The following is a 21769-nucleotide window of genomic DNA, read 5'->3' on the forward strand; positions in this document are numbered from 1 at the left end:
ATTATAAATACAACTAACGATTTTTTATAACTAATTGATTTGTCTGTTTAACTTCTTCTACGACAACATAGGTACGAGCATCATTAACACCAGGAAGGTGCAGCAATGTACAAGTAAGAAGTTTTCGGTAAGCGGTGATATCAGGTATACGGATTTTTAGCAAATAATCAAAATCTCCTGATACTAAGTGACACTCTTGAATACCATCTAGTTTTTTTACCATTGTATTAAATTGTTCAAATATATCTGGTGCATTTTTATTAAGTGTAATTTCAACAAAAACCAATAATGATGCTTCAAGATTCTTTGGATTCAAAAGTGCTGTATAGCCTATGATATATTTTTGTTTTTCCAAGCGACGAACTCTTTCTAAGCATGGTGTTGGAGAAAGTCCTACTCGTTTGGAAAGTTCTACATTAGATATCCTTCCATCTTTTTGCAATTCATTAAGGATACTGAGATCTATGCGATCTAAATATTTAGAAGACGTTTTTTTACAATTGATTACCATTTTGTTTCCAATTTAAGTCTCTTATCTAAGTAAGAAGAAGTATATTACAGTTTTTCTTTATCTAGTATCAATTTTTATTCTTATAAATTCTTATAATATTAAATTAATTGAGGTGCATTTTTACAATGAGCAATAAATAAAATATTTATTAATTGTAATCTTAAGAAATAGCTATTTGCTATAGTTGCTGATAGGATCTAAGTTTATTTAAATCTTAAGTTATCTTTTATGTGCTATTAAATTGCGCAAATTTTTATTATATTGAATTTATTTTCTTATTATCACTACAAACTAAATTTTACTGTTAAACAAAAAATAAAGATGAGTTATGAATATTTCGATAATTGGTCCTGGGGCAATTGGTACTTTATTAGCATGCAGGTTAGTGAATTCTGGACATCATGTTTCTATTTGGGGGAAAAGTTTATCTTCAACTATTAGTTTACGGATTAATAAAGAACAGCCTCACTTATTTTCTAATTGTAATAAACAACATTTGGCAAATTCAGAACTAATTATAATTACTGTCAAAGCTTGGCAAGTCGAAAATGCTTTGGTACCTATTGTTTCTTATCTTCATAAAGATTGTATAATTGTATTCATGCACAATGGTATGGGAGTTATTGAACATATCTGTAATAAAATTAGCCATCATCCAATTTTATTGGCAACTACTACACATGGAGTTTACAAGCCTAATTCAATGCAAGTATTTCATACGGGTAAGGGAATCACAAAATTAGGAGGGTATAATGATAAAGGCAAACATTGTGTTTTTTTAGTTAAACTCCTAGATCATGCATTACCTGAAGTGATTTGGTCTTCTTCAATAAAAGTCACTTTATGGAATAAATTGGCAATTAGCTGCGTGATTAATCCAATTACAGCTTTAGAGCAATGTGCTAATGGCATCTTATTTAAGAAACGATATGAACATTTATTGATTAATTTATTAAATGAAATAGTACTTGTGATGCATGAAGAAGGAATTGAGACAAATTTTTTTGATTTGTCTTTTGCTCTAGGTAAAACAATTAAAAATACTGAGAAAAATTTTTCTTCAATGCAGCAAGATGTTTTTTTTCAAAGAAAAACGGAAATTGATTTCATTACAGGGTATCTTATTTCTAAAGCAGAAAAACATGGTATCTTAGTACCTAAAAATAGGTTTTTATATCAGAAAATTAAATTAAAAGAAGGGATTTATCAAAAGTGAATTTTATTATATTTATTGAAAACGCATAGAAAGATCTAACGTCTTTAAATCCTTTGTTAGACTTCCAATAGAAATATAATCGATGCCTGTATTTGCATATTCTTTAATATTTTCTAAAGTAATGTTACCTGAGCATTCTAGGATTGTTCGATCTGCATTAATTTGTACTGCTCGACGTATCATATCAATATCAAAGTTATCAAGCATTATTACATCTGCACCTGAATTTATGGCTTGTTCTAGTTCTTTTAAATTTTCAATTTCGATTTGAATGGTTTTTTGGGGATGTAGTTTTTTTGCTTTTGAGATGGCATGTACAATACCACCGCATGATATTATATGATTTTCTTTGATTAAATAATCATCAAAGAGTCCTATACGATGATTTTTCCCACCACCACAAACCACTGCATATTTTAGCGCATAACGCAAACCAGGGATAGTTTTTCTGGTATCTAGTAAGCAACATTTGGTATTTGCAATTTTTTTAATATATTGATAAGTAGTAGTTGCACAGCCAGAAAAAGTTTGTATAAAATTTATTGCATTACGTTCACCAGTCAATATTGTACGTGCTGAGCCAGAAAGTCTACATAATATCTGATTGACCTTTATTTTATCACCATCTTTTACATACCATTCAATTTTGACTTTTTTATTCAGCTTATTTTCATGACTTGATAATTGTGTAAATACTTCATCAACCCAATCTCGTCCACAAAAAACTCCTTTTTCTCGACTAATAATAATTGCCTTTCCATGAGTTCCTTCAGAAATTAAATTTGAAGTAATATCTGAAGAAAGATAGATACTTCCACCAAGGTCTTCTGTTAAAGAATGAGCTACAGTTCGAGTAATTTCTGTTGGTAATATTTGTTTTAAATAATTAAGGCGTTCTCGGATGTTATGTGTTTTTTTCATATCAAAAATAATTAAGGAAGTAAAAAAATCTTACGAAAAACAACAATACTTCAATTTATCGATGGTAGTTCTTTTACGTATAATCGAATCTCTATTGATTATAGTAATAATTAAATATTTTTAAAGAAAATTATTGATATAATTAGATTTATTAAATACTAAACAATAATTTATAATTGTTTGATATAATTAAAGGTTTCATCTGCTTTTTGTTTAAGATAGTATTGGCAATTTATCAATTCTATATGTATGGCATATGGTTTTCAATCTAATTACCAATTAGATACTATTCAATTATCTAGTTTGCAAAATACTAAATGTGGTTAACGGATCAAAAGTGTAAGCTAAGACCTCATTCTAGAATGAGGTCAACGATCAGTATTTGAATCAAACAGAAATTCATTTAGATAAACCTACAATATTAATTAGAAATCCTAACTTCCTAAACGATTACCTAAAGATTTGACGGAAGAACAAGTTAATTTATTATTAAATGCATCAAATCTTAATGAGGTGATTAGATTGAGAGATAAATCAATGCATAGACTCTATGCTACTAGATATATTGTTCTCTTAAAGAAATAGCAAATATTAACTTATGTCAAGGTGTAGTGTGTATAATAGGTAATGGAAATAAAGAGCGATTAGTACCTATAGGAGAAGATGCAATGGATTGGATCGGCACTTTTTTTAAAGAATAGTAGGCCTATATTACTAGGTTCATTAAAATCTGATATTTTCTTTCCAAGTAAACGTGCTAGAGTGATGACAAGGCAAACTTTTTGCTATCATGTTAAATATTATAGGAAGATTATTGGAATTGATATAAAACTGTTATCTCCTCATATTTTGAGGCATGCTTTTGCTACATATTTACTAAATCATGCTGCAGAACTTGGAGTAGTTCAGATGCTGCTTGGTCAAAGCTAGTTATTTTCCACATAAATTTATACCCATGTAGCTGCAGATCGACTCAAAAAATTTCATAGTAACCATCATCCAGGTTGTTTATGGTATTAGTCAGTACATACTCATTCTCTATGCTTTATTATTTAATATGATGATAAAAATTCAACGTCGGCCTAGAGCTGATCTTAGTCTTCTTCCTGATACAATTCATCCTATATTAAAACGTATATATATAAATCGTGGTATACAATCAATTAATCAATTAGAAACTACAACTAAAGCACTATGTTCATATAAAGAATTACCAGGTATTCATAAAGCGGTACGATTGTTATTTTTAGCTATTCAAGAAAATAAACGGATTATCGTTGTTGGTGATTTTGATGTTGATGGGGCAACTAGTTCAGCCTTATCTGTATTGGCACTACGTATGTTGGGATCTAGAAATGTAGATTATTTAATCCCAAATCGTTTTAAGGACGGTTATGGTCTCAGTGTTCAGGTAGTTGATCAAGCTATCAAGTTAGGCGCGGATATAATTATGACTGTAGATAATGGGATTTCATCTATTGATGGAGTTAGTTATGCTAATAAAAAGGGCTTACAAGTTTTAATAACAGACCATCATTTACCTGGTCATAGACTCCCTAATGTCGACGCAATAGTAAATCCAAATATTTGTAGTTCTGGTGTTTTTTTAAAAACTTTATCTGGTGTTGGTGTTGTATTTTATTTAATGATGGCTCTTTGTGTGTATATGAGAGATAAGGATTGGTTCATTCTAAATAATATGCTTGAACCTAAGCTTATGAAATTCTTAGATTTAGTTGCTTTTGGTACTATAGCTGATGTTGTACCATTGGATAAAAACAACCGCATTTTAGTTTATCAAGGGTTACAACGTATTCGAGCAGGTAAAACACGGCCAGGTATTCAAGCTCTTATTGAAGTAGCTAATCTTAATAGAAAAAATTTAGTGGCATCTGACTTTGGTTTTGCACTAGGACCAAGAATTAATGCAGCTGGTCGTTTGCATGACATGTCATTTGGGGTAGAGCTATTGATAAGTGATGATATTCATACGGCACGTTATATAGCAAAACAGCTTAATGCTTTAAATCAAACTCGAAAAAAAATTGAAGAAAATATGAGGAAAGAAGCTATAGCTTTTTGTAATAAGATTCAATTAAATAAAAACTCTCAATTTCCATTTGGTTTAGTTTTATACCAGCGCGGATGGCATCAAGGTATAATTGGTATTCTTGCGTCACGAATGAAAGAGAAATTTCACCGTCCGGTTGTTGTTTTTTCTAATAATGCTAAAGGGATACTCAAAGGTTCTTGCCGATCTATTCCTGGATTCCATTTTTTTAATGTACTTGATAATATTAATTCTCAAAATCCTGGATTAATTATTATGTATGGTGGTCATTCTATGGCAGCAGGTTTAACTCTTAAAGAAGAACACCTTGATAATTTTGCTAAAATATTTGATCAAGCAGTACGTAAGGAATTAGGTGATTTAGCATTAAAAAATATCATACTAAGTGATGGGAAATTGAAAGAAAAAGATTTTTCCATACACACTGCAAAATTATTAAAATTTGCTAGTCCATGGGGAGAAGGATTTCCTGAACCAGTTTTTGATGGTAAATTTAAAGTTATCAATCAAAAACTGGTAGGGAAAAAGCACATACGGTTATTGCTTGAGCCTATATTTAAGGATTGTTTCAATCGAACTATTATAGATGGAATTATGTTTAATGCAGATTTGAATTATTGGCCTAATAGCTCAGTAAAATTTGTTCAATTAGTATATAGGCTTGATGTTAATGAATTTAGTGGAAGTCATTCGTTACAATTGATAATTGAGCATATTGAAACGATAGTATTTTAATATATATGATTTTTTTTGTTAGATTTTATGGCTTTTTAGGTTTAGTGTGGTTATTAATGCAGAAAAACAAAATTGATTTTTCAATTTTGAAAAATCAATTTTGGCTAGACATCTATGTTTTAATTATGTTAGCTTCAGAAATAAAGTGGGATTTATATTACTATTATTAGTGAGAATTAGAAAAATAAACGAGTTGCTTTTTACTAAAAACTTATTGATGTTTACTGAAAAACTGTAAAAGAAACTGTTGTAAATTTATTTTAATTTTACCTTATATCTATAGTATATGTTTAAAATTAGGAATTATCATAGTATTTGAAGAATAGTACGTATTATGCGGTTTCCCTGTATTAACTTATTCTTATGCCTGGTTTTTTAACCTTCAAAGAAATGAAAAAGTCTTTAGATTAATTGTGTTTCAATAGTTTTGTTGGTTTCTAGATTAATAGTAGTTGATTTAATGATTAATTAACTCGAAAGTTCTTCCATGTTCTATTTTACTGGTAACAGTTTATCGTGTTGTTGAATTCAATTTCAACCAGAAGTTAAAAGTTTATTTAAGTGAAATTTTAAAACAAAGCAACTAGTTATGATTAGTATTCACTTGTTAAATTGAGCAAAGCAGATCAATTATAAGGATGAAACGATGTCTGATGTGAAATATGATATAGACAAACTAGAAACTCAAGAATGGCTTGAATCACTTGAGTCGGTTATTCGTGAGGAAGGTACAAGTCGTGCTCAGTATTTACTTGAACAACTTCTAGAGAAAGCATCTTCAAGTGGTATCAATATATCAAGTATTAACACGAGCTATATTAATACTATTCCAGTTTCACAAGAGCCCCCTTATCCTGGCGATTTAGTTATTGAGTCTCGTATCCGTTCTATCATTCGGTGGAATGCCATGGCAATTGTGTTACGTGCATCTAGAAAAGGTTTAGATCTTGGTGGTCATATAGCATCTTATCAATCTTCAGCAACATTTTATGAAGTTTGTTTTAACCATATCTTTCGTGCTTCAAATAAGTCAGATGGAGGAGATTTAATTTACTATCAAGGTCATACTTCTCCTGGTATTTATTCTCGTGCTTTTGTTGAAGGTCGATTAAGTAAAGAACAGCTCGATAATTTTCGTCAAGAAGTCGACGGTAAAGGCATTTCCTCTTATCCTCATCCTAAATTAATGCCTGAATTTTGGCAATTTCCAACAGTATCAATGGGTTTAGGCCCTATTGCTTCTATCTATCAAGCACGGTTTCTAAAATATCTTAGTAGTCGTGGTTTGAAAGATACTTCTGCTCAAAGAGTTTATACCTTTTTGGGAGATGGTGAAATGGATGAACCAGAGTCACGAGGTGCACTTTCATTTGCTGCTAGAGAACAGCTCGATAACTTATGTTTTTTGATTAATTGTAATCTTCAGCGTTTGGATGGTCCAGTAATAGGGAATGGAAGTATTATTCAAGAGCTAGAAGGGGTGTTTAAAGGAGCTGGTTGGAATATAATTAAGGTTATTTGGGGTAGTGAATGGGATACATTACTTGCTAATGATACTACAGGAAAGCTTATTCAACTTATGAATGAAACTCTTGATGGTGATTATCAAACTTTAAAATCTAGAAATGGTGCTTATATACGTAAGCACTTTTTTGGTAAATATCCAGAGACAGCTGAACTTGTTGTTAATATGACTGATGATGAAATTTTTTCTCTTAAACGTGGCGGACATGATGCATCTAAATTATTTGCTGCGTTTCAAAATGCAAAAGAAACAAAAAACAAACCTACTGTAATTTTAGCCAAAACAGTGAAGGGTTATGGTATGGGTAATATTGCTGAAGGGAAAAATGTAGCTCATAGCATTAAGAAAATGGAAATAAAAGATATTCGATATTTACGTAATCATTTAAATTTGCAAGATATTATTTCTGAAAAAGAGCTTGAAGAACTTCCTTATTTAAAATTGGAAGAAGGTTCTATTGAGTATAAGTATCTTCATGCTCGCCGAAAAGAATTATATGGTTATATGCCTAATCGGTTGCCTAAATTTACTAAAAAAATAACAATTCCTAAAATTCAAGTTTTTTCTTCACTTTTAACTGAGCAAAAACGGAAGATTTCTACAACTATTGCTTTTATACGAACATTAAATCTCTTTCTTAGAGATAGAAATATTGGTAAACATATTGTTCCTATTATTGCTGATGAAGCTCGTACTTTTGGAATGGAAGGTTTATTCCGTCAAATTGGTATTTATAATCCTAATGGCCAGAAATATATTCCAGAGGATAGCAAGATGCTTTCTTATTACAAAGAATCTGTTTCAGGCCAAATACTTCAAGAAGGCATTAATGAATTAGGTGCCATGTCTTCTTGGTTAGCTGCCGCAACCTCTTACAGTACAAATGATTTACCCATGATTCCTTTTTATATATATTACTCTATGTTTGGTTTTCAGCGAGTTGGTGATATGGCATGGATGGCAGGTGATCAGCAAGCTCGTGGTTTTTTATTAGGTGCTACATCTGGTCGAACTACATTGAATGGTGAGGGATTACAGCATGAAGATGGTCATTCTCATATCCAAGCTAATATAATCCCTAACTGTATCTCTTACGATCCAACATTTTCTTATGAAATTGCAGTAATTATTCAGGACGGGATCCGTCGTATGTATGGACAAAGTCAAGAGAATGTTTTTTATTACTTAACCTTGATGAATGAAAATTACTCAATGCCAGCAATGCCAGAAGGTGCTGAGAAGGGTATTTGCAAGGGCATTTATAAATTAGAATCTTATAAAGATAAACATGTTGATATGAATAGGGGAAGTATCAGGAAAGTTCAACTTCTTAGCTCAGGTAGTATTATGAATGAAGTACGTAAAGCCGCTAAAATTTTAAAACATGATTACGGGGTAGAATCTGATGTCTATTCTGTCACTTCCTATAATGAATTGACTCGTGAAGGTCAGTCAGTAGAACGTCACAATATGTTACATCCAGAAAAAGAACCTAAAGTCCCATATGTTGCTCAGATTTTAGGAAAAGAGCCTGCTATTGCTGCTACTGATTATATAAAAAATTATGCAGAGCAAATACGCCCATTTATTCCAGCTGAGTCTTATAAAGTACTAGGCACTGATGGTTTTGGACGTTCTGATAGTCGTAAAAATTTACGTCGCCATTTTGAAATTAATTCTAGCTATGTTGTTGTTGCTGCATTAGCTGAATTAGTTAAACGAGGGGACTTTGAACAAACTGTAGTTGCTGCGGCAATTAAGAAATTTAATATTGATACTAACAAAATTAATCCGCAATATGCATAAGGTAAAACACGATGATAATCGAAATTAACGTACCTGATATTGGTTCTGATGAGGTTGAAATAACTGAGATTTTAGTCAATATTGGCGATACAGTTTCAAAAGATCAGTCTCTAATTACTGTTGAAGGAGATAAAGCTTCAATGGAAATTCCTTCCCCCTGTTCAGGTGTGATAAAAGAAATTCAAGTTTTAGTAGGTGATAAAGTCTCTTCAGGTTCACCATTCATGAGTTTTAGTATTGAAAAAAGTGAAAATTTTATTTCAGATGATGTACATAAAGAAATATCTTCTAAAGATAATAGCGATCACTATGTTTATGCTTCTCCAATTGTTCGTCGTCTAGCACGTGAATTGGATATTGATCTATCCAGAATTTTTGGCACTGGTCGTAAAGGTCGTATTTTAAAGGAAGATATTCAAGCTTATGTTGAAGGAGTAAAATCTGATAAAGGGAAATTGATAAAAAGGGAAGAAGATGGAAGGGAAGAAGATGGGAAGAATCTTTTGAATTTGCTTCCTTGGCCAGAGGTAGATTTCAGCAAGTTTGGTGAAATAGAAACTAGCCCTATTCCTCGTGTGAAAAAAAAATCTGGAGCCAATTTACATCGTAATTGGGTAATGATCCCTCATGTAACACAGTGGGATAGTGTCAATATTACTAAATTAGAGGAATTTAGAAAGGAACAGAACATCAATAACTCTATGGAGAACGGTGCTAGAAAAATTACATTGCTATCATTTATAATGAAAGCTGTTGCTAAAGCGTTAGAAAAATTTCCTACATTTAATTCTTCTTTATCTAACGATGGAGAAAGTTTAATAATTAAAAAATATATAAATATTGGTATTGCAGTTGACACTCCAAATGGTTTAGTAGTTCCTGTCTTTCAAAATGTAAATAAAAGGGGTATTTATAAGTTATCTGAAGATTTAATTTCTATTTCTAGGAAAGCTCGTGCTGGTACTTTGAAAATTTCAGATATGCAAGGTGGCGGTTTTACTATATCTAGTCTTGGGAGTATTGGTGGAACAAGTTTTACTCCAATAATCAATGCTCCAGAAGTAGCTATTCTTGGTATATCTAAATCTGAAATCAAGCCAGTGTGGAATGGCAATGAATTCCAGCCACAATTACAACTGCCGCTTTCTTTATCATATGATCATCGAGTCATTGATGGTGCTGAAGGTGCACGTTTTATCACCTTCTTAAATAGTATATTATCGGATGTTCGTCGTTTAATTCTATGAAGGAGAAAGCATTAAATTTTGATTTGCTATAAATAGCTCCTTAGAGGTAATACTAACTTTGAGTGTACTGATAATATTCAGAATATAATTGTATCTTACAAAGAGAATGATCATGAGAGGTCAATATGAGCAATGAAATTAAAGCAAAAGTAGTAGTGCTTGGTGCAGGTCCTGCCGGCTATTCTGCTGCGTTTCGGTGTGCAGATTTAGGTTTAGAAACCATTCTTATTGAGCGCAATGACTCTCTTGGTGGTGTTTGTTTAAACTTAGGTTGTATTCCATCAAAAGCACTATTGCATATATCTAAAGTTATGGAAGAAGCAAAAATGTTAGCTGAGTGCGGTATTGTTTCTGGTAAACTTCAAGCTGATATAGAAAGTATTCGTTCTTGGAAAAAGAGAATGATTACTAAACTAGCCTCTGGTCTTTATTCTATGGCTAAGACACGTAATGTTATGATTCTAAATGGATTTGGCAAGTTCACAGGACCTAATTCAATTGTAGTAGATACTAAAAAAGGTAAAAAAAATGTCAATTTTGAGTACGCTATCATAGCTTCAGGTTCTAAACCAATTCAACTGCCATTTATTCCACATAAAGATTCACGTGTTTGGGATTCTACAGATGCGCTAGAATTAAAAAATATTCCAGAAAAATTATTGATCATAGGTGGTGGAATTATTGGATTGGAGATGGCAACAGTTTACCATACTCTTGGGTCTAAAATTGATATTGTAGAAATGTCTAGACAATTGATTCCTTTAGCAGATAAAGATGTTATTTCTATTTATAACAGAAAGATTAAAAGCCAGTTTAATTTAATGTTAAAGACAAAAGTAACTTCAATAGAAGCTAAAGAAAATGCAATATACGTTTCAATGAAAGGAGAAAATTCTATACCTAGTTCTAAATATTACGATGCGGTTTTAGTTGCAATTGGTCGTGTGCCAAATACTAATTTCCTTGATATTGAAAAATCAGGTGTTAAGATCGATGGATCCAATTTCATAATAGTTGATAAACAAATGCGTACTAATATTCCTCATATTTACGCTGTTGGTGATGTTGTTGGTCAACCAATGCTAGCTCACAAAGGTGTTCATCAAGGTCATTTAGCTGCAGAAGTAATCTCAGGTAAAAAACATTATTGGGACCCTAGAGTTATTCCATCTATAGCTTATACTCAACCTGAAGTAGCATGGGTAGGAAAAACAGAAAAAGATGCCAAAGAAGAGGGTATTGATTATGAAATTGCAATATTCCCTTGGTCTGCTTCAGGTCGAGCAATCGCGTCTCATTATTCTGAGGGTATGACTAAGCTCATTTTTAATAAAAATAATCGTCGAATAATTGGTGGCGCTGTAGTAGGAATGCATGCTGGCGAGCTTTTAGGTGAGATTGCTCTTTCTATCGAAATGGGTTGTGAGGCTGAAGATATTGCATTAACTATTCATGCTCATCCTACTTTACATGAATCTATAGGTTTAGCTGCAGAAATATTTGAAGGTAGTATTACTGATCTTCCAAATATCAAGGCTCAAAGTAAGAAATCCTTTAGGTAAAGTAAATTAGTTTGATATTTACATGGTTTCCATTTTGTTTTTTGACTTAGCAATCAACGAATTATAAATATCACCCTCCTATATTTGTTTTTGCATTTTAATTAATTGTTAGATAATATAACATACAGGTTTTTTTCATGTCTAAGCTAGTATTTGTTTTAAACTGCGGTAGTTCTTCTCTTAAATTTGCTATTGTGGATGCAAAACGTGGTATAGAACACCTAAGTGGTCTTGCAGAATGCTTATATCTTAAAGAAGCCAGGATTAAATGGCAATTACATAGAAAATATGAAGCTAAGCTTAGTGATAATGCGATTCATGAAGAAGCATTATCATTTATTGTAGAAAGCATTTTAGATTCTTCTAAGACAGAGCTTTCTAAAAATGTGAAGGCTATTGGTCATCGGATTGTGCATGGAGGTGAAAGATTTACTCAATCTGTTCTTATTACAGATAAAGTTCTAAAAGGAATTCAAGATTGTTCAAAATTAGCACCACTTCATAATCCTGCTCATATTATAGGTATTAAAGCAGCTCAAAAAGCTTTTCCAAAACTTCAAAATGTTGCTGTTTTCGATACTGCTTTTCATCAAACTATGCCTGAACAATCTTATTTATACGCCTTACCATATTCTTTATATAAGGAACATGGTATTCGTCGATATGGTATGCATGGTACTTCTCATTTATTTATTACTCGTAAATGTGCAAGCATATTAGATCAAAAAATTGAAGAAACAAGTATTATTAGTTGTCATTTAGGTAATGGTGCTTCAGTTTGTGCTATTAAAACTGGCCAATCTGTAGATACATCTATGGGGTTAACTCCATTTGAAGGTTTAGTAATGGGTACTCGTTGCGGCGATATTGATCCTGGGATTATTTTTCATTTGTATAATGTTCTTGGCTATTCTATGAAAGAAATTGAGCATATGTTAACTAAAGAATCTGGTTTTCTTGGATTAACTCAATGTTCTTCTGATTGTCGATTTATTGAAAATAATTATGCTAAAACAAAGGAAGCAACCCGTACAATAGAAGTATTTTGTCACCGATTAGCTAAATATATCGCAGGTTATAGCACATTATTTGATGGACATTTAAACGCTATTATTTTTACTGGTGGTATAGGTGAGAATTCAGCATTAATTCGTGAAAAAGTTTTGGATCGTTTAAGTTTATTAGATGTTAAAGTTGATAAAGAAGCAAATTTACAAGCTCGTTTTGGTCGTGAAGGGTTTATAACTGAAAAAAACAGTCGTATTCCAGCAATCGTTATTTCTACTAATGAAGAGTTAATTATTGCGGAAGAGACTGCTCATTTATTAGGTATCTGAATATGAAATTAGATAAATAGTATAGGTATTCAAACAGATGTCACGCACTATAATGCTCATTCCTACAAGTGCTTCAGTTGGTCTTACTAGTGTAAGCATAGGGATCCTTCGTGCCATGGAAAGGCAAGGTGTAAATGTTTCTTTCTATAAACCGATTGCCCAACTTAGTCATGGTGGAAACCAATCTGATCTTACTTCAACAATTATTGCAACAAATAGTAATATGGTTGTAGGTGAGCCTACTTTAATTACTACAGCTGAAAATTTAATTGGTAATGAAAAAATAGATATGCTTCTCGATTTTGTTATGGAGCAATATAATAAAGTAAAAAAAAGATCTGAAGTTACTCTTGTAGAAGGACTTGTATCAACTAGAAAACATCTATTTGCAAATCAAGTGAATGCGGAGATTGCAAAAACACTTGATGCTGAAATTGTTTTTGTAGCAATTCCAGATACTGATGAGTTAGAAAAATTGAAGGAGCGTGTTGAAGTTACTTTTTCAAATTTTGGAGGTGCTAAAAATGCAAATATTTCAGGTGTTATTATTAATAAGCTAAATGCTCCTATTGATGAAGAAGGTCGTATTCGTCTTGATTTTTCTAGTTTTTTTTCTAGTAAAGATAGAATTCAACAAGTAAATCTTGAGATAATAAATATTTTTAATTCCAGTCCCATTCGTGTTCTTGGATGCATCCCTTGGAATATTAATTTGATAGCGACACGTGCCGTTGATATGGCTAAACATTTGCGTGCCGAAATTATTAATAAAGGTGAAATTGAAACTCGACGTATCAAAAGTATTATTTTTTGCGCACATTCTTTACCGAATATGATAAAGCATTTTAAACCAGGTGCTTTGCTTGTAACTTCAGGAGATCGTCCAGATGTTATTGTTGCAATTGCACTAGCAGCAAAAAATGGTATTGAAATTGCTGCTATTTTACTTACTGGTGGTTATGGTATCCCAAAAAAAATTTTTGAGTTATGTAAACCAGCATTTGAAACTGGTTTGCCCATTTTTAAAGTAGAGTCGAATACATGGCAAACAGCTTTAAATTTAGAAAGCTGTAATCTTGAAATGTTAGTTGATGATAAAGAACGTATTGAATTTATTAGCGATCATGTTGCTAGTCATATTCACTCTACCTGGATCAATTCATTATCTGAAGGTGTTCAGAGAAATCGACGTTTAAGCCCACCAGCTTTTCGTTACTATTTAACTGAATATGCACGTAAGGTAGAAAAACGTATTGTTCTTCCTGAAGGTACTGAACCACGTACAGTTAAAGCTTCATCTATTTGTGCAGAGCGTGGTATTGCAAGATGTGTCCTTCTTGGAAATCCTAAAGAAATTCATCGTGTTGCCATGCAACAGGGTATTAAGTTAGGTTTTGGAATTGAAATTATTGATCCTGATGAAGTGCGTGAAGATTATATTTCTCTTTTAATTAAACTTCGAAAAGGAAAAGGCATGACGGAAGTAGTCGCACGAGAAAAATTAGAAGATTCTGTTTTCCTTGGAACTATGATGCTTGAACGAAACGAAGTTGACGGTTTAGTATCTGGTGCAGTACATACGACTGCAAATACTATTATTCCTCCATTTCAAATTATTAAGACAGCACCAGGTACATCTATTATATCTTCAATTTTTTTTATGCTGCTACCAGAACAAGTTTTAGTATATGGTGATTGCGCAATTAATCCAGATCCGAATGCAGAACAACTAGCTGAAATTGCTATTCAATCTGCAGATTCTGCAGCCGATTTTGGAATTGAACCACGTGTAGCAATGATTTCATACTCTACAGGTGAATCTGCTAAAGGTACTGATGTAGATAAAGTTCGAACAGCAACTCAAATTGCTAAAAAGAAACGCCCTAATCTTATAATAGATGGCCCTTTGCAATATGATGCTGCTATTATGGAAAATGTTGCTGCTTCTAAGGCACCTAACTCTCCTGTAGCTGGTAAGGCAACCGTATTCATATTTCCCGATTTGAATACAGGAAATACTACTTATAAAGCTGTACAACGTTCTGCAGATTTATTATCCATTGGTCCTATGCTTCAAGGTATGCGAAAACCAGTCAATGATTTATCTCGTGGAGCACTTGTAGATGATATCGTTTATACTATTGCTTTGACTGCAATTCAAGCTAGTAAGACAGTACCCTGTTAGTTCTTATCAAAAGAAACATCTTTATAAATATGTTTCAGTTAAAAGACAGAAAGTTAGAGTTAATTTTGATCTACTTAATCAGTCAATAAGTATTAAAATTTATAGAAAAATTATTAAGAAACAATGTTTGTTTAGATAATTAACTACAATGTGTTTTTAAATTTAGAATAGTTTTAATATCCTCAGAATTTCTTGCAATTTTTTAGGATTAGATATGTAATTAAATAATTATAATATTACACATTATCTTTCCTAGAATTATTTTAATATTCCTTTTCAGCTGCTAAGCTACTGTAAATGGTGATAGATTAGTTATAATTAATATTTTTTGATGTATTGGTCACAAAATTTTACTTTTACCCCTTGGATTTATCTAATATACCCCACATATTCTCGGCGAGGCACTTCCAAATCAGTTAATTTGACTAGTGCATAATTTATCAAAATCATATAGAAATTTTCAGGAGAAAGGACTGATGAAGATTCGTCCATTACACGATCGAGTTATTGTAGAGCGCCAAGAAGTTGAGTCTAAATCAGCGGGTGGCATTGTTTTGACTGGTTCTGCTGCAGAAAAATCAACTCGCGGTACAGTTGTAGCTGTGGGTAAAGGCCGTGTTCTAGAAAGCGGTAGACTTCAGCCACTAGATGTAAAAGTGGGTGATGTTGTTGTTTTTTCTGATGGTTATGGTACAAAAACAGAAAAAATTGATGGTAAAGAAGTTCTGATTATGTCTGAAAACGACATTATGGCGATTGTCGAGTAATTTTTTGCTCTGATTCAAAACGCATAGATATAAAAATCGAATTAAGAAAGGGAAAAATTAAAGATGGCTGCTAAAGATGTTAAATTTGGTAATGAAGCACGTATTAAAATGCTAGAAGGTGTAAATGTTTTAGCTGATGCGGTAAAAGTAACATTAGGTCCTAAAGGACGCAATGTTGTCTTAGATAAATCTTTTGGTGCACCAAGTATTACTAAAGATGGTGTGTCTGTAGCTCGTGAAATTGAACTGGAAGATAAATTCCAAAACATGGGTGTACAAATGGTAAAAGAAGTAGCATCGCAAGCAAATGATGCTACTGGTGATGGTACAACAACAGCGACAGTCTTAGCTCAGTCAATTATTACTGAAGGTTTGAAAGCTGTAGCTGCAGGTATGAATCCAATGGATCTTAAGCGTGGTGTCGATAAAGCAGTAGCAGCAGCAGTAGAAGAATTAAAAGTGCTATCTGTGCCATGCGAAGATGCTAAAGCAATTGAACAAGTAGGTACTATTTCTGCTAATTCTGATTCTACAGTAGGTAAAATTATTGCGGAAGCAATGGAAAAGGTAGGTCGAGATGGAGTTATTACAGTAGAAGAAGGTCAAGGTCTACAGGACGAATTAGATGTGGTAGAAGGTATGCAGTTTGATCGAGGCTATCTATCTCCTTACTTTATCAATAATCAGGATTCAGGTTCTGTAGACCTTGAAAATCCTTTTATTCTATTAATTGATAAAAAAATTTCTAATATTCGTGAACTTTTACCGATTCTAGAAATAGTAGCAAAAGCATCTCGTCCTTTATTAATTATTGCTGAGGATTTAGAAGGTGAAGCGTTGGCAACTTTGGTTGTGAATAACATGCGTGGGATCGTAAAAGTAGCTGCTGTTAAAGCTCCAGGTTTTGGTGATCGTCGTAAAGCAATGTTGCAGGATATTGCTATCCTAACTGGTGGTACGGTTATCTCTGAAGAGATTGGTCTTGAACTTGAAAAAGTTACTTTAAATGATTTAGGTCAAGCTAAACGTTTAACAATTACTAAGGAAACTTCGACTATAATAGATGGTTCAGGTAAAGAAAGTATGATCCAAGGTCGTGTTACCCAAATTCGTCAGCAGATTGAAGAAGCAACTTCAGACTATGATAAAGAAAAACTGCAAGAACGTGTAGCAAAATTAGCTGGCGGTGTTGCAGTCATTAAGGTTGGTGCAGCAACTGAAGTAGAAATGAAAGAGAAGAAAGATCGAGTAGAAGATGCGTTGCATGCAACTCGTGCAGCAGTGGAAGAAGGTGTAGTTGCTGGCGGTGGTGTTGCATTAATCCGTGCTGCTTCAAAAGTTTCGAAACTTCAAGGAGATAATGAAGAACAAAATGTAGGAATTCGTGTAGCTCTTAGAGCTATGGAGGCTCCAATTCGTCAGATTACTAATAATGCAGGTGATGAAGGGTCTGTTATTGCTAATAATGTTCGTGCTGGAGAGGGTAATTATGGTTACAATGCTGCAGCAGGGAAATATGGCGATATGATAGCTATGGGCATTTTAGACCCAACTAAAGTTACTCGTTCTGCACTACAATTTGCAGCATCAGTTGCAGGTCTAATGATTACAACTGAGGCTATGGTAACTGAGAAACCTCAAGATTCTTCTTCAGCAACTTCAACACCTTCAGCACCTGATATGGGTGGAATGGGTGGTATGGGCGGAATGATGTAGTTTTATGTCATGATGTTTATACTATATCTACGGATATTAAGTTATTATTAAAGTAGATGAAATAGATGAAGTTTGATACTCAGACTCTAAAGAGTCTGAGTATCGGGTTTTCTTGATTTTCTTTTAACTTTTATTATTGATAAATTCTAAAGCTTTTTTAATTCGAAGTATGACTCGATTCTGTCCAATAAGTTGCATTATTGCATTAATTGATGGAGACTCACTTCTTCCTGTTATTGCTACTCGTAGTGGCATCCCTATCTTGTGAGTTTTAATTTTAAGTTCTGAGCATATTTCAGTAATCATTTTTTTAAGGTTATCTGTTGTCCAGATTGCTAAGTTTTCTGCCTTAATAAGTGCAAGTTGTAGTGGTTTTTTTGCGATTGGAGATAAATATTGTTGAGCAATTTTCATTTCAAAATTTGGATATTTTTTATAAAAGTAATGTATTTGATCAGCTAGCTCAACTAAAGTATTACAACGGTTACGTACTAATTTGCAAACCTCTATGATATTAGGACCATTGTCCTTATTAATACCTTGTTGGTCTAGATGCCATTGAAGATGTTGGACTATATACTCAGGTGTTGAAGTTTTGATATAATGGTTATTCAGCCAAAGTAATTTTTTAGGATCAAAGATAGCGGAGGATTTAGAAATTGCTTTAAAGCTAAATAAATGAATAAGTTCTTCTATTGAGAAAATTTCTTGATTACCATGAGACCAGCCTAAGCGAATTAGATAATTATTAAGTGTATTAGGTAAATAGCCTTTATTTCGGTAATGCATTATAGATTCAGCATCCTGTCGTTTAGATAGTTTAGCACCATTGTCACCTAGAATCATAGAGCAGTGTGCATATATTGGTATCTTTGCTCCTAAAGCTTGGTAGATATTAATTTGACGAGGTGTATTGTTAATATGCTCTTCACCACGAATGACATGTGTAATTCCCATATCCCAATCGTCAACGACTACACAAAAATTATAAGTAGGTATACCATCCGATCGACGGATAATTAGATCATCTAATTGTTGATTATGAATTTCAATACGACCACGAATCTTATCATTAAATACTACACTGCCTGTTTTTGGATTACGAAAACGAACTACATGAGGAGTATTATCATTTGGAGTTTGGTTTAACAGTTTAATTTTTGGATGGTTTGCATCATAACGCGGTATTTCTTTATTAAGTATTTGTTCTGTACGAATTTCCTCTAATAGTTCTTTAGAAGCGTAACATTTGAATGCTTTATTTTCAAAAATGAGTTTATCTATAATTTGATTATAACGTTTTAAACGATTAGTTTGGTAGTAAGGACCTTCGTTCCATGTTAGTCCCATCCATGTCATTCCTTCAAGGATTGCATCTATAGCTTCTTTAGTTGAACGTTCTAAGTCCGTATCTTCAATACGTAGTATAAAGTCACCAGCATATTTTTTAGAAAAAAGCCATGAGTAAAGTGCTGTACGTATTCCACCAATATGGAGGAAACCAGTTGGACTAGGAGCAAATCGAGTTCGAACTTTCATGAGGATATCCTATAATTTTTGTGTAAATTAAATAATTGGTGTAAGGAATTAAGATGAAGGATTTTAACATTATTCTAAGAAGTTTCTACAATCGTAAAACTTAAGAAGCCTAAAGGCATACCAATTGGGTTTAGTGTATTATATATGTTATTCTATACATTTTATAAGAGTTGTCTAACTTCACTATTTTATTACTTACTATTACTATATCAAGAAATTTTCTAAGACAAATTGTTTTAAAAAGACTTAAGGTGTTATTACCTTGAACGAAAAAAATTATGTCATGCATCTGTTTATTCATGAAATGACTTGTAGTGCTTGTGTTGCTGGTATAGAGAAAACAATTCTATCTATACCAAAAATTAAAAAGGTTCAATTTAATTTACTTGAACAAAGTGTTCTATTAGTTGCTGAAAAAAACGATAAACATTTTAAAGATAATTTATTATTAGTACTTAAGAATTTTGGTTATCAAGCTGAATTTTTCGATAATGACTCCGCTATTATATTCAAACAAAAAAACCAAATATTACAAGATCAGAAACAATTGCACAAAAGAAATTTTTTAATTGGATTCATCATGGCTATGATGTTTATGATTTTAGGATATTTAAACGAATATATTTTGCTAAAAACAACGCAAGTTCAAATAGTATGGAGTATAATAGGCGTTATTTGTTTCTTTTCATTTTTTATATCAGGTAAATATTTTTTTGTTAATGCTTTTCGATCACTTATGCATCAACGTATTACTATGGATATATTAATTGTATTAGGAACAGGGATAGCATGGCTATACTCAATGTTATTAGTTATTTTCCCAAGTTTATTTCCTGAAAAAGCTCAGCATTTTTATTTTGAAGCTAGTGTAATGATTATGGCTTTTGTTTCATTAGGTCGCTATATAGAAGCAAAAGCAAAAAGTCAAACGAGCCGATCTTTGAAAAATCTTATTGATTTACAACCAAAACATACAACCTTAATTACTCCAAAAGGAGTTCGAAGAATTCTTGTTAGGAAAATCAAATTAGGTATGTCATTACTTGTAAAACCAGGTGAAAGAATTCCAGTGGATGGTGAAGTTATTAGTGGTTGTTCTTACGTAGATGAATCGATGCTAACAGGTGAATCTATTGGTATTTATAAAAAAACAGGGAATCCAGTTTCAGCAGGGACATTAAATCAAAGTGGAAGTCTTACTATTATAGCAAGGAGTATGACTACTGGTACTGCTTTATCAAAAATTATTCAATTAGTTCGACAAGCTAGAAGCACTAAACCTTCTATTACTAAATTTGTTGACAAAATATTAGTTGTTTTTATTCCTGTAGTTATTTTAGTAGCCCTGTTTTCAGCTTTTATTTGGTATTTATTTGGTCCAGAGCCAAAGATTAGTTATATGTTAGTAGTTACTAGTACAGTCTTGATTATCGCATGTCCTTGTGCATTAGGTTTGGCTACTCCATTATCCATTATTGTTTCTATGGGTAAGTCAGCAGAAATGGGGATTCTTATTAAGGATGCTGATACATTGCAAAGTGCTAATAAAATTAATGTGGCAGTATTTGATAAGACAGGGACTTTGACAGAAGGGAAGCCTAATGTACAACATATATATTCTTTTATAGCAAAGAATACTAATCATATTCTACAATTAGTATATAGTGCTGAACAATATTCAGAGCATCCTTTAGCAAAAGCAATCTGTAATTATGCTGTACTTAATAAGATTGATCTACTTCAGTCAAGTAATTTTAAGAATTTAGAAGGTCGTGGAATAACTGCAGAAGTAAATGGAAAAACTATTTTAGTTGCTTCTATTAATTACTTTGAAAAGAAGAAGATTTCTCTTAGTAATGCAATAGTAGCTATTAGAGAATGTTTTGATAATCTTTGGACTCCTATTGCTGTTGCTATTAATGGTAAATTAGTAGGTATAGTTGCAATATCAGATGCAATTAAAAGGGATTCAGCTGCAGTTATACATTCTTTAAAAAAACGACACATTCATACCGTAATGTTAACTGGAGATTCTAATATAGTAGCGAACTCTATAGGAAAGCAATTAGGTATCGATGAAATTATTTCAGAAGTATTACCAAATAAAAAATTGGAATATATCAAAAAGTTTCAAGAAAATGGTAATATTGTTGCTATGGTAGGGGATGGTATTAATGATGCTCCTTCATTAGTTCAGTCTGATATTGGAATTGCTATGGGTAATGGTAGTGATATTACTATTGCAAGCGCAGATATAACCTTGCTTAATTCTTCTCTTATATCAGTACTTAGAATCATAGAGATTGCAAAGGTAACTGTAAAAAATATAAAGCAAAATTTATTTGCTGCATTTTTTTATAATATTCTAGGTATCCCTATTGCAGCTGGTGCACTTTATCCAATATTTGGCTTTCTATTAAATCCAATTTTTGCTGGAATAGCGATGGTACTTTCTTCGATTACGATAGTAAGTAATGCAAGTCGATTACGTTTCTTTAAAACTAAATTTTAGTATAAATTAATATAACTATATCAGATAATTTGCTTTCTAAAGTAATTTAGTCTCATAGATATATTTTAAACTTTTTATTCCTGATCTCTTTTTCTTACTAGGTAGTAATGCATGATTTT

General features: G+C 32.3%; 13 protein-coding genes and 1 pseudogene. 11 read left to right on the forward strand and 3 right to left on the reverse strand.

Annotation, left to right across the window (positions count from 1 at the left end; translation table 11 throughout):
* Positions 1 to 13: 13 nt before the first annotated feature.
* A complete protein-coding gene (gene lrp, locus CF66_RS01015) occupies positions 14 to 511 on the reverse strand; it encodes a leucine-responsive transcriptional regulator Lrp (RefSeq protein ID WP_016503669.1) in 498 nt (165 codons plus the stop codon).
* Positions 512 to 839: 328 nt separating this feature from the next.
* Between lrp and CF66_RS01020 the strand changes: the two genes are divergently transcribed.
* Positions 840 to 1727 carry a 2-dehydropantoate 2-reductase gene (locus CF66_RS01020; RefSeq protein ID WP_016503668.1) on the forward strand — a complete coding sequence of 296 codons (888 nt, stop codon included), beginning with the start codon at positions 840 to 842 and terminating at the stop codon, positions 1725 to 1727.
* 12 nt (positions 1728 to 1739) lie between these two features.
* On the opposite strand, the gene nadC is transcribed toward CF66_RS01020, so the two are convergent.
* Complete coding sequence (gene nadC / locus CF66_RS01025) at positions 1740 to 2648, reverse strand: carboxylating nicotinate-nucleotide diphosphorylase (RefSeq protein WP_016503667.1); 909 nt, start codon at positions 2646 to 2648, stop codon at positions 1740 to 1742.
* 663 nt (positions 2649 to 3311) lie between these two features.
* On the opposite strand from nadC, the gene CF66_RS04700 reads away from it, so the two are divergent.
* The 9 genes and pseudogenes from CF66_RS04700 to groL all read left to right on the forward strand — a co-directional run bounded on the left by CF66_RS04700 (position 3312) and on the right by groL (position 17599).
* Positions 3312 to 3578: a tyrosine-type recombinase/integrase gene (locus CF66_RS04700; RefSeq protein ID WP_052541653.1), complete on the forward strand. Its 267-nt coding sequence runs from the start codon at positions 3312 to 3314 to the stop codon at positions 3576 to 3578.
* 130 nt (positions 3579 to 3708) lie between these two features.
* Positions 3709 to 5454: a single-stranded-DNA-specific exonuclease RecJ gene (gene recJ, locus CF66_RS01035; protein WP_034411458.1), complete on the forward strand. Its 1746-nt coding sequence runs from the start codon at positions 3709 to 3711 to the stop codon at positions 5452 to 5454.
* A 646-nt stretch (positions 5455 to 6100) separates the two neighbouring features.
* Entirely contained in the window at positions 6101 to 8785 is a 2685-nt protein-coding gene (gene aceE, locus CF66_RS01040) for a pyruvate dehydrogenase (acetyl-transferring), homodimeric type (protein WP_034411263.1), read from the forward strand.
* A gap of 20 nt (positions 8786 to 8805) precedes the next feature.
* Positions 8806 to 10032: pseudogene (locus tag CF66_RS01045) on the forward strand (2-oxo acid dehydrogenase subunit E2); the annotation flags it as partial.
* Positions 10033 to 10157: 125 nt separating this feature from the next.
* A complete protein-coding gene (lpdA, locus tag CF66_RS01050) occupies positions 10158 to 11594 on the forward strand; it encodes a dihydrolipoyl dehydrogenase (RefSeq protein WP_034411265.1) in 1437 nt (478 codons plus the stop codon).
* A gap of 137 nt (positions 11595 to 11731) precedes the next feature.
* A complete protein-coding gene (locus CF66_RS01055) occupies positions 11732 to 12931 on the forward strand; it encodes an acetate kinase (protein WP_016503661.1) in 1200 nt (399 codons plus the stop codon).
* 37 nt (positions 12932 to 12968) lie between these two features.
* Complete coding sequence (gene pta, locus CF66_RS01060; protein WP_016503660.1) at positions 12969 to 15116, forward strand: phosphate acetyltransferase; 2148 nt, start codon at positions 12969 to 12971, stop codon at positions 15114 to 15116.
* A gap of 476 nt (positions 15117 to 15592) precedes the next feature.
* The gene (locus CF66_RS01065) at positions 15593 to 15883 is read left to right on the forward strand and encodes a co-chaperone GroES (protein ID WP_016503659.1); all 291 of its coding nucleotides are present in this window, start codon (positions 15593 to 15595) and stop codon (positions 15881 to 15883) included.
* A 63-nt stretch (positions 15884 to 15946) separates the two neighbouring features.
* Entirely contained in the window at positions 15947 to 17599 is a 1653-nt protein-coding gene (gene groL / locus CF66_RS01070; protein ID WP_016503658.1) for a chaperonin GroEL, read from the forward strand.
* A 123-nt stretch (positions 17600 to 17722) separates the two neighbouring features.
* Here groL and gltX read toward each other — a convergent pair whose 3' ends face one another.
* Entirely contained in the window at positions 17723 to 19138 is a 1416-nt protein-coding gene (gene gltX, locus CF66_RS01075; protein ID WP_016503657.1) for a glutamate--tRNA ligase, read from the reverse strand.
* Between the two features lie 262 nt (positions 19139 to 19400).
* Between gltX and CF66_RS01080 the strand changes: the two genes are divergently transcribed.
* Positions 19401 to 21650 (forward strand): heavy metal translocating P-type ATPase, encoded by a 2250-nt coding sequence (locus tag CF66_RS01080; protein WP_016503656.1) that lies wholly within the window; start codon positions 19401 to 19403, stop codon positions 21648 to 21650.
* Positions 21651 to 21769 lie beyond the last annotated feature (119 nt).

The sequence above is a fragment of the Candidatus Photodesmus anomalopis genome, from assembly GCF_000731785.2.
Lineage (GTDB): Bacteria > Pseudomonadota > Gammaproteobacteria > Enterobacterales > Vibrionaceae > Vibrio > Vibrio anomalopis.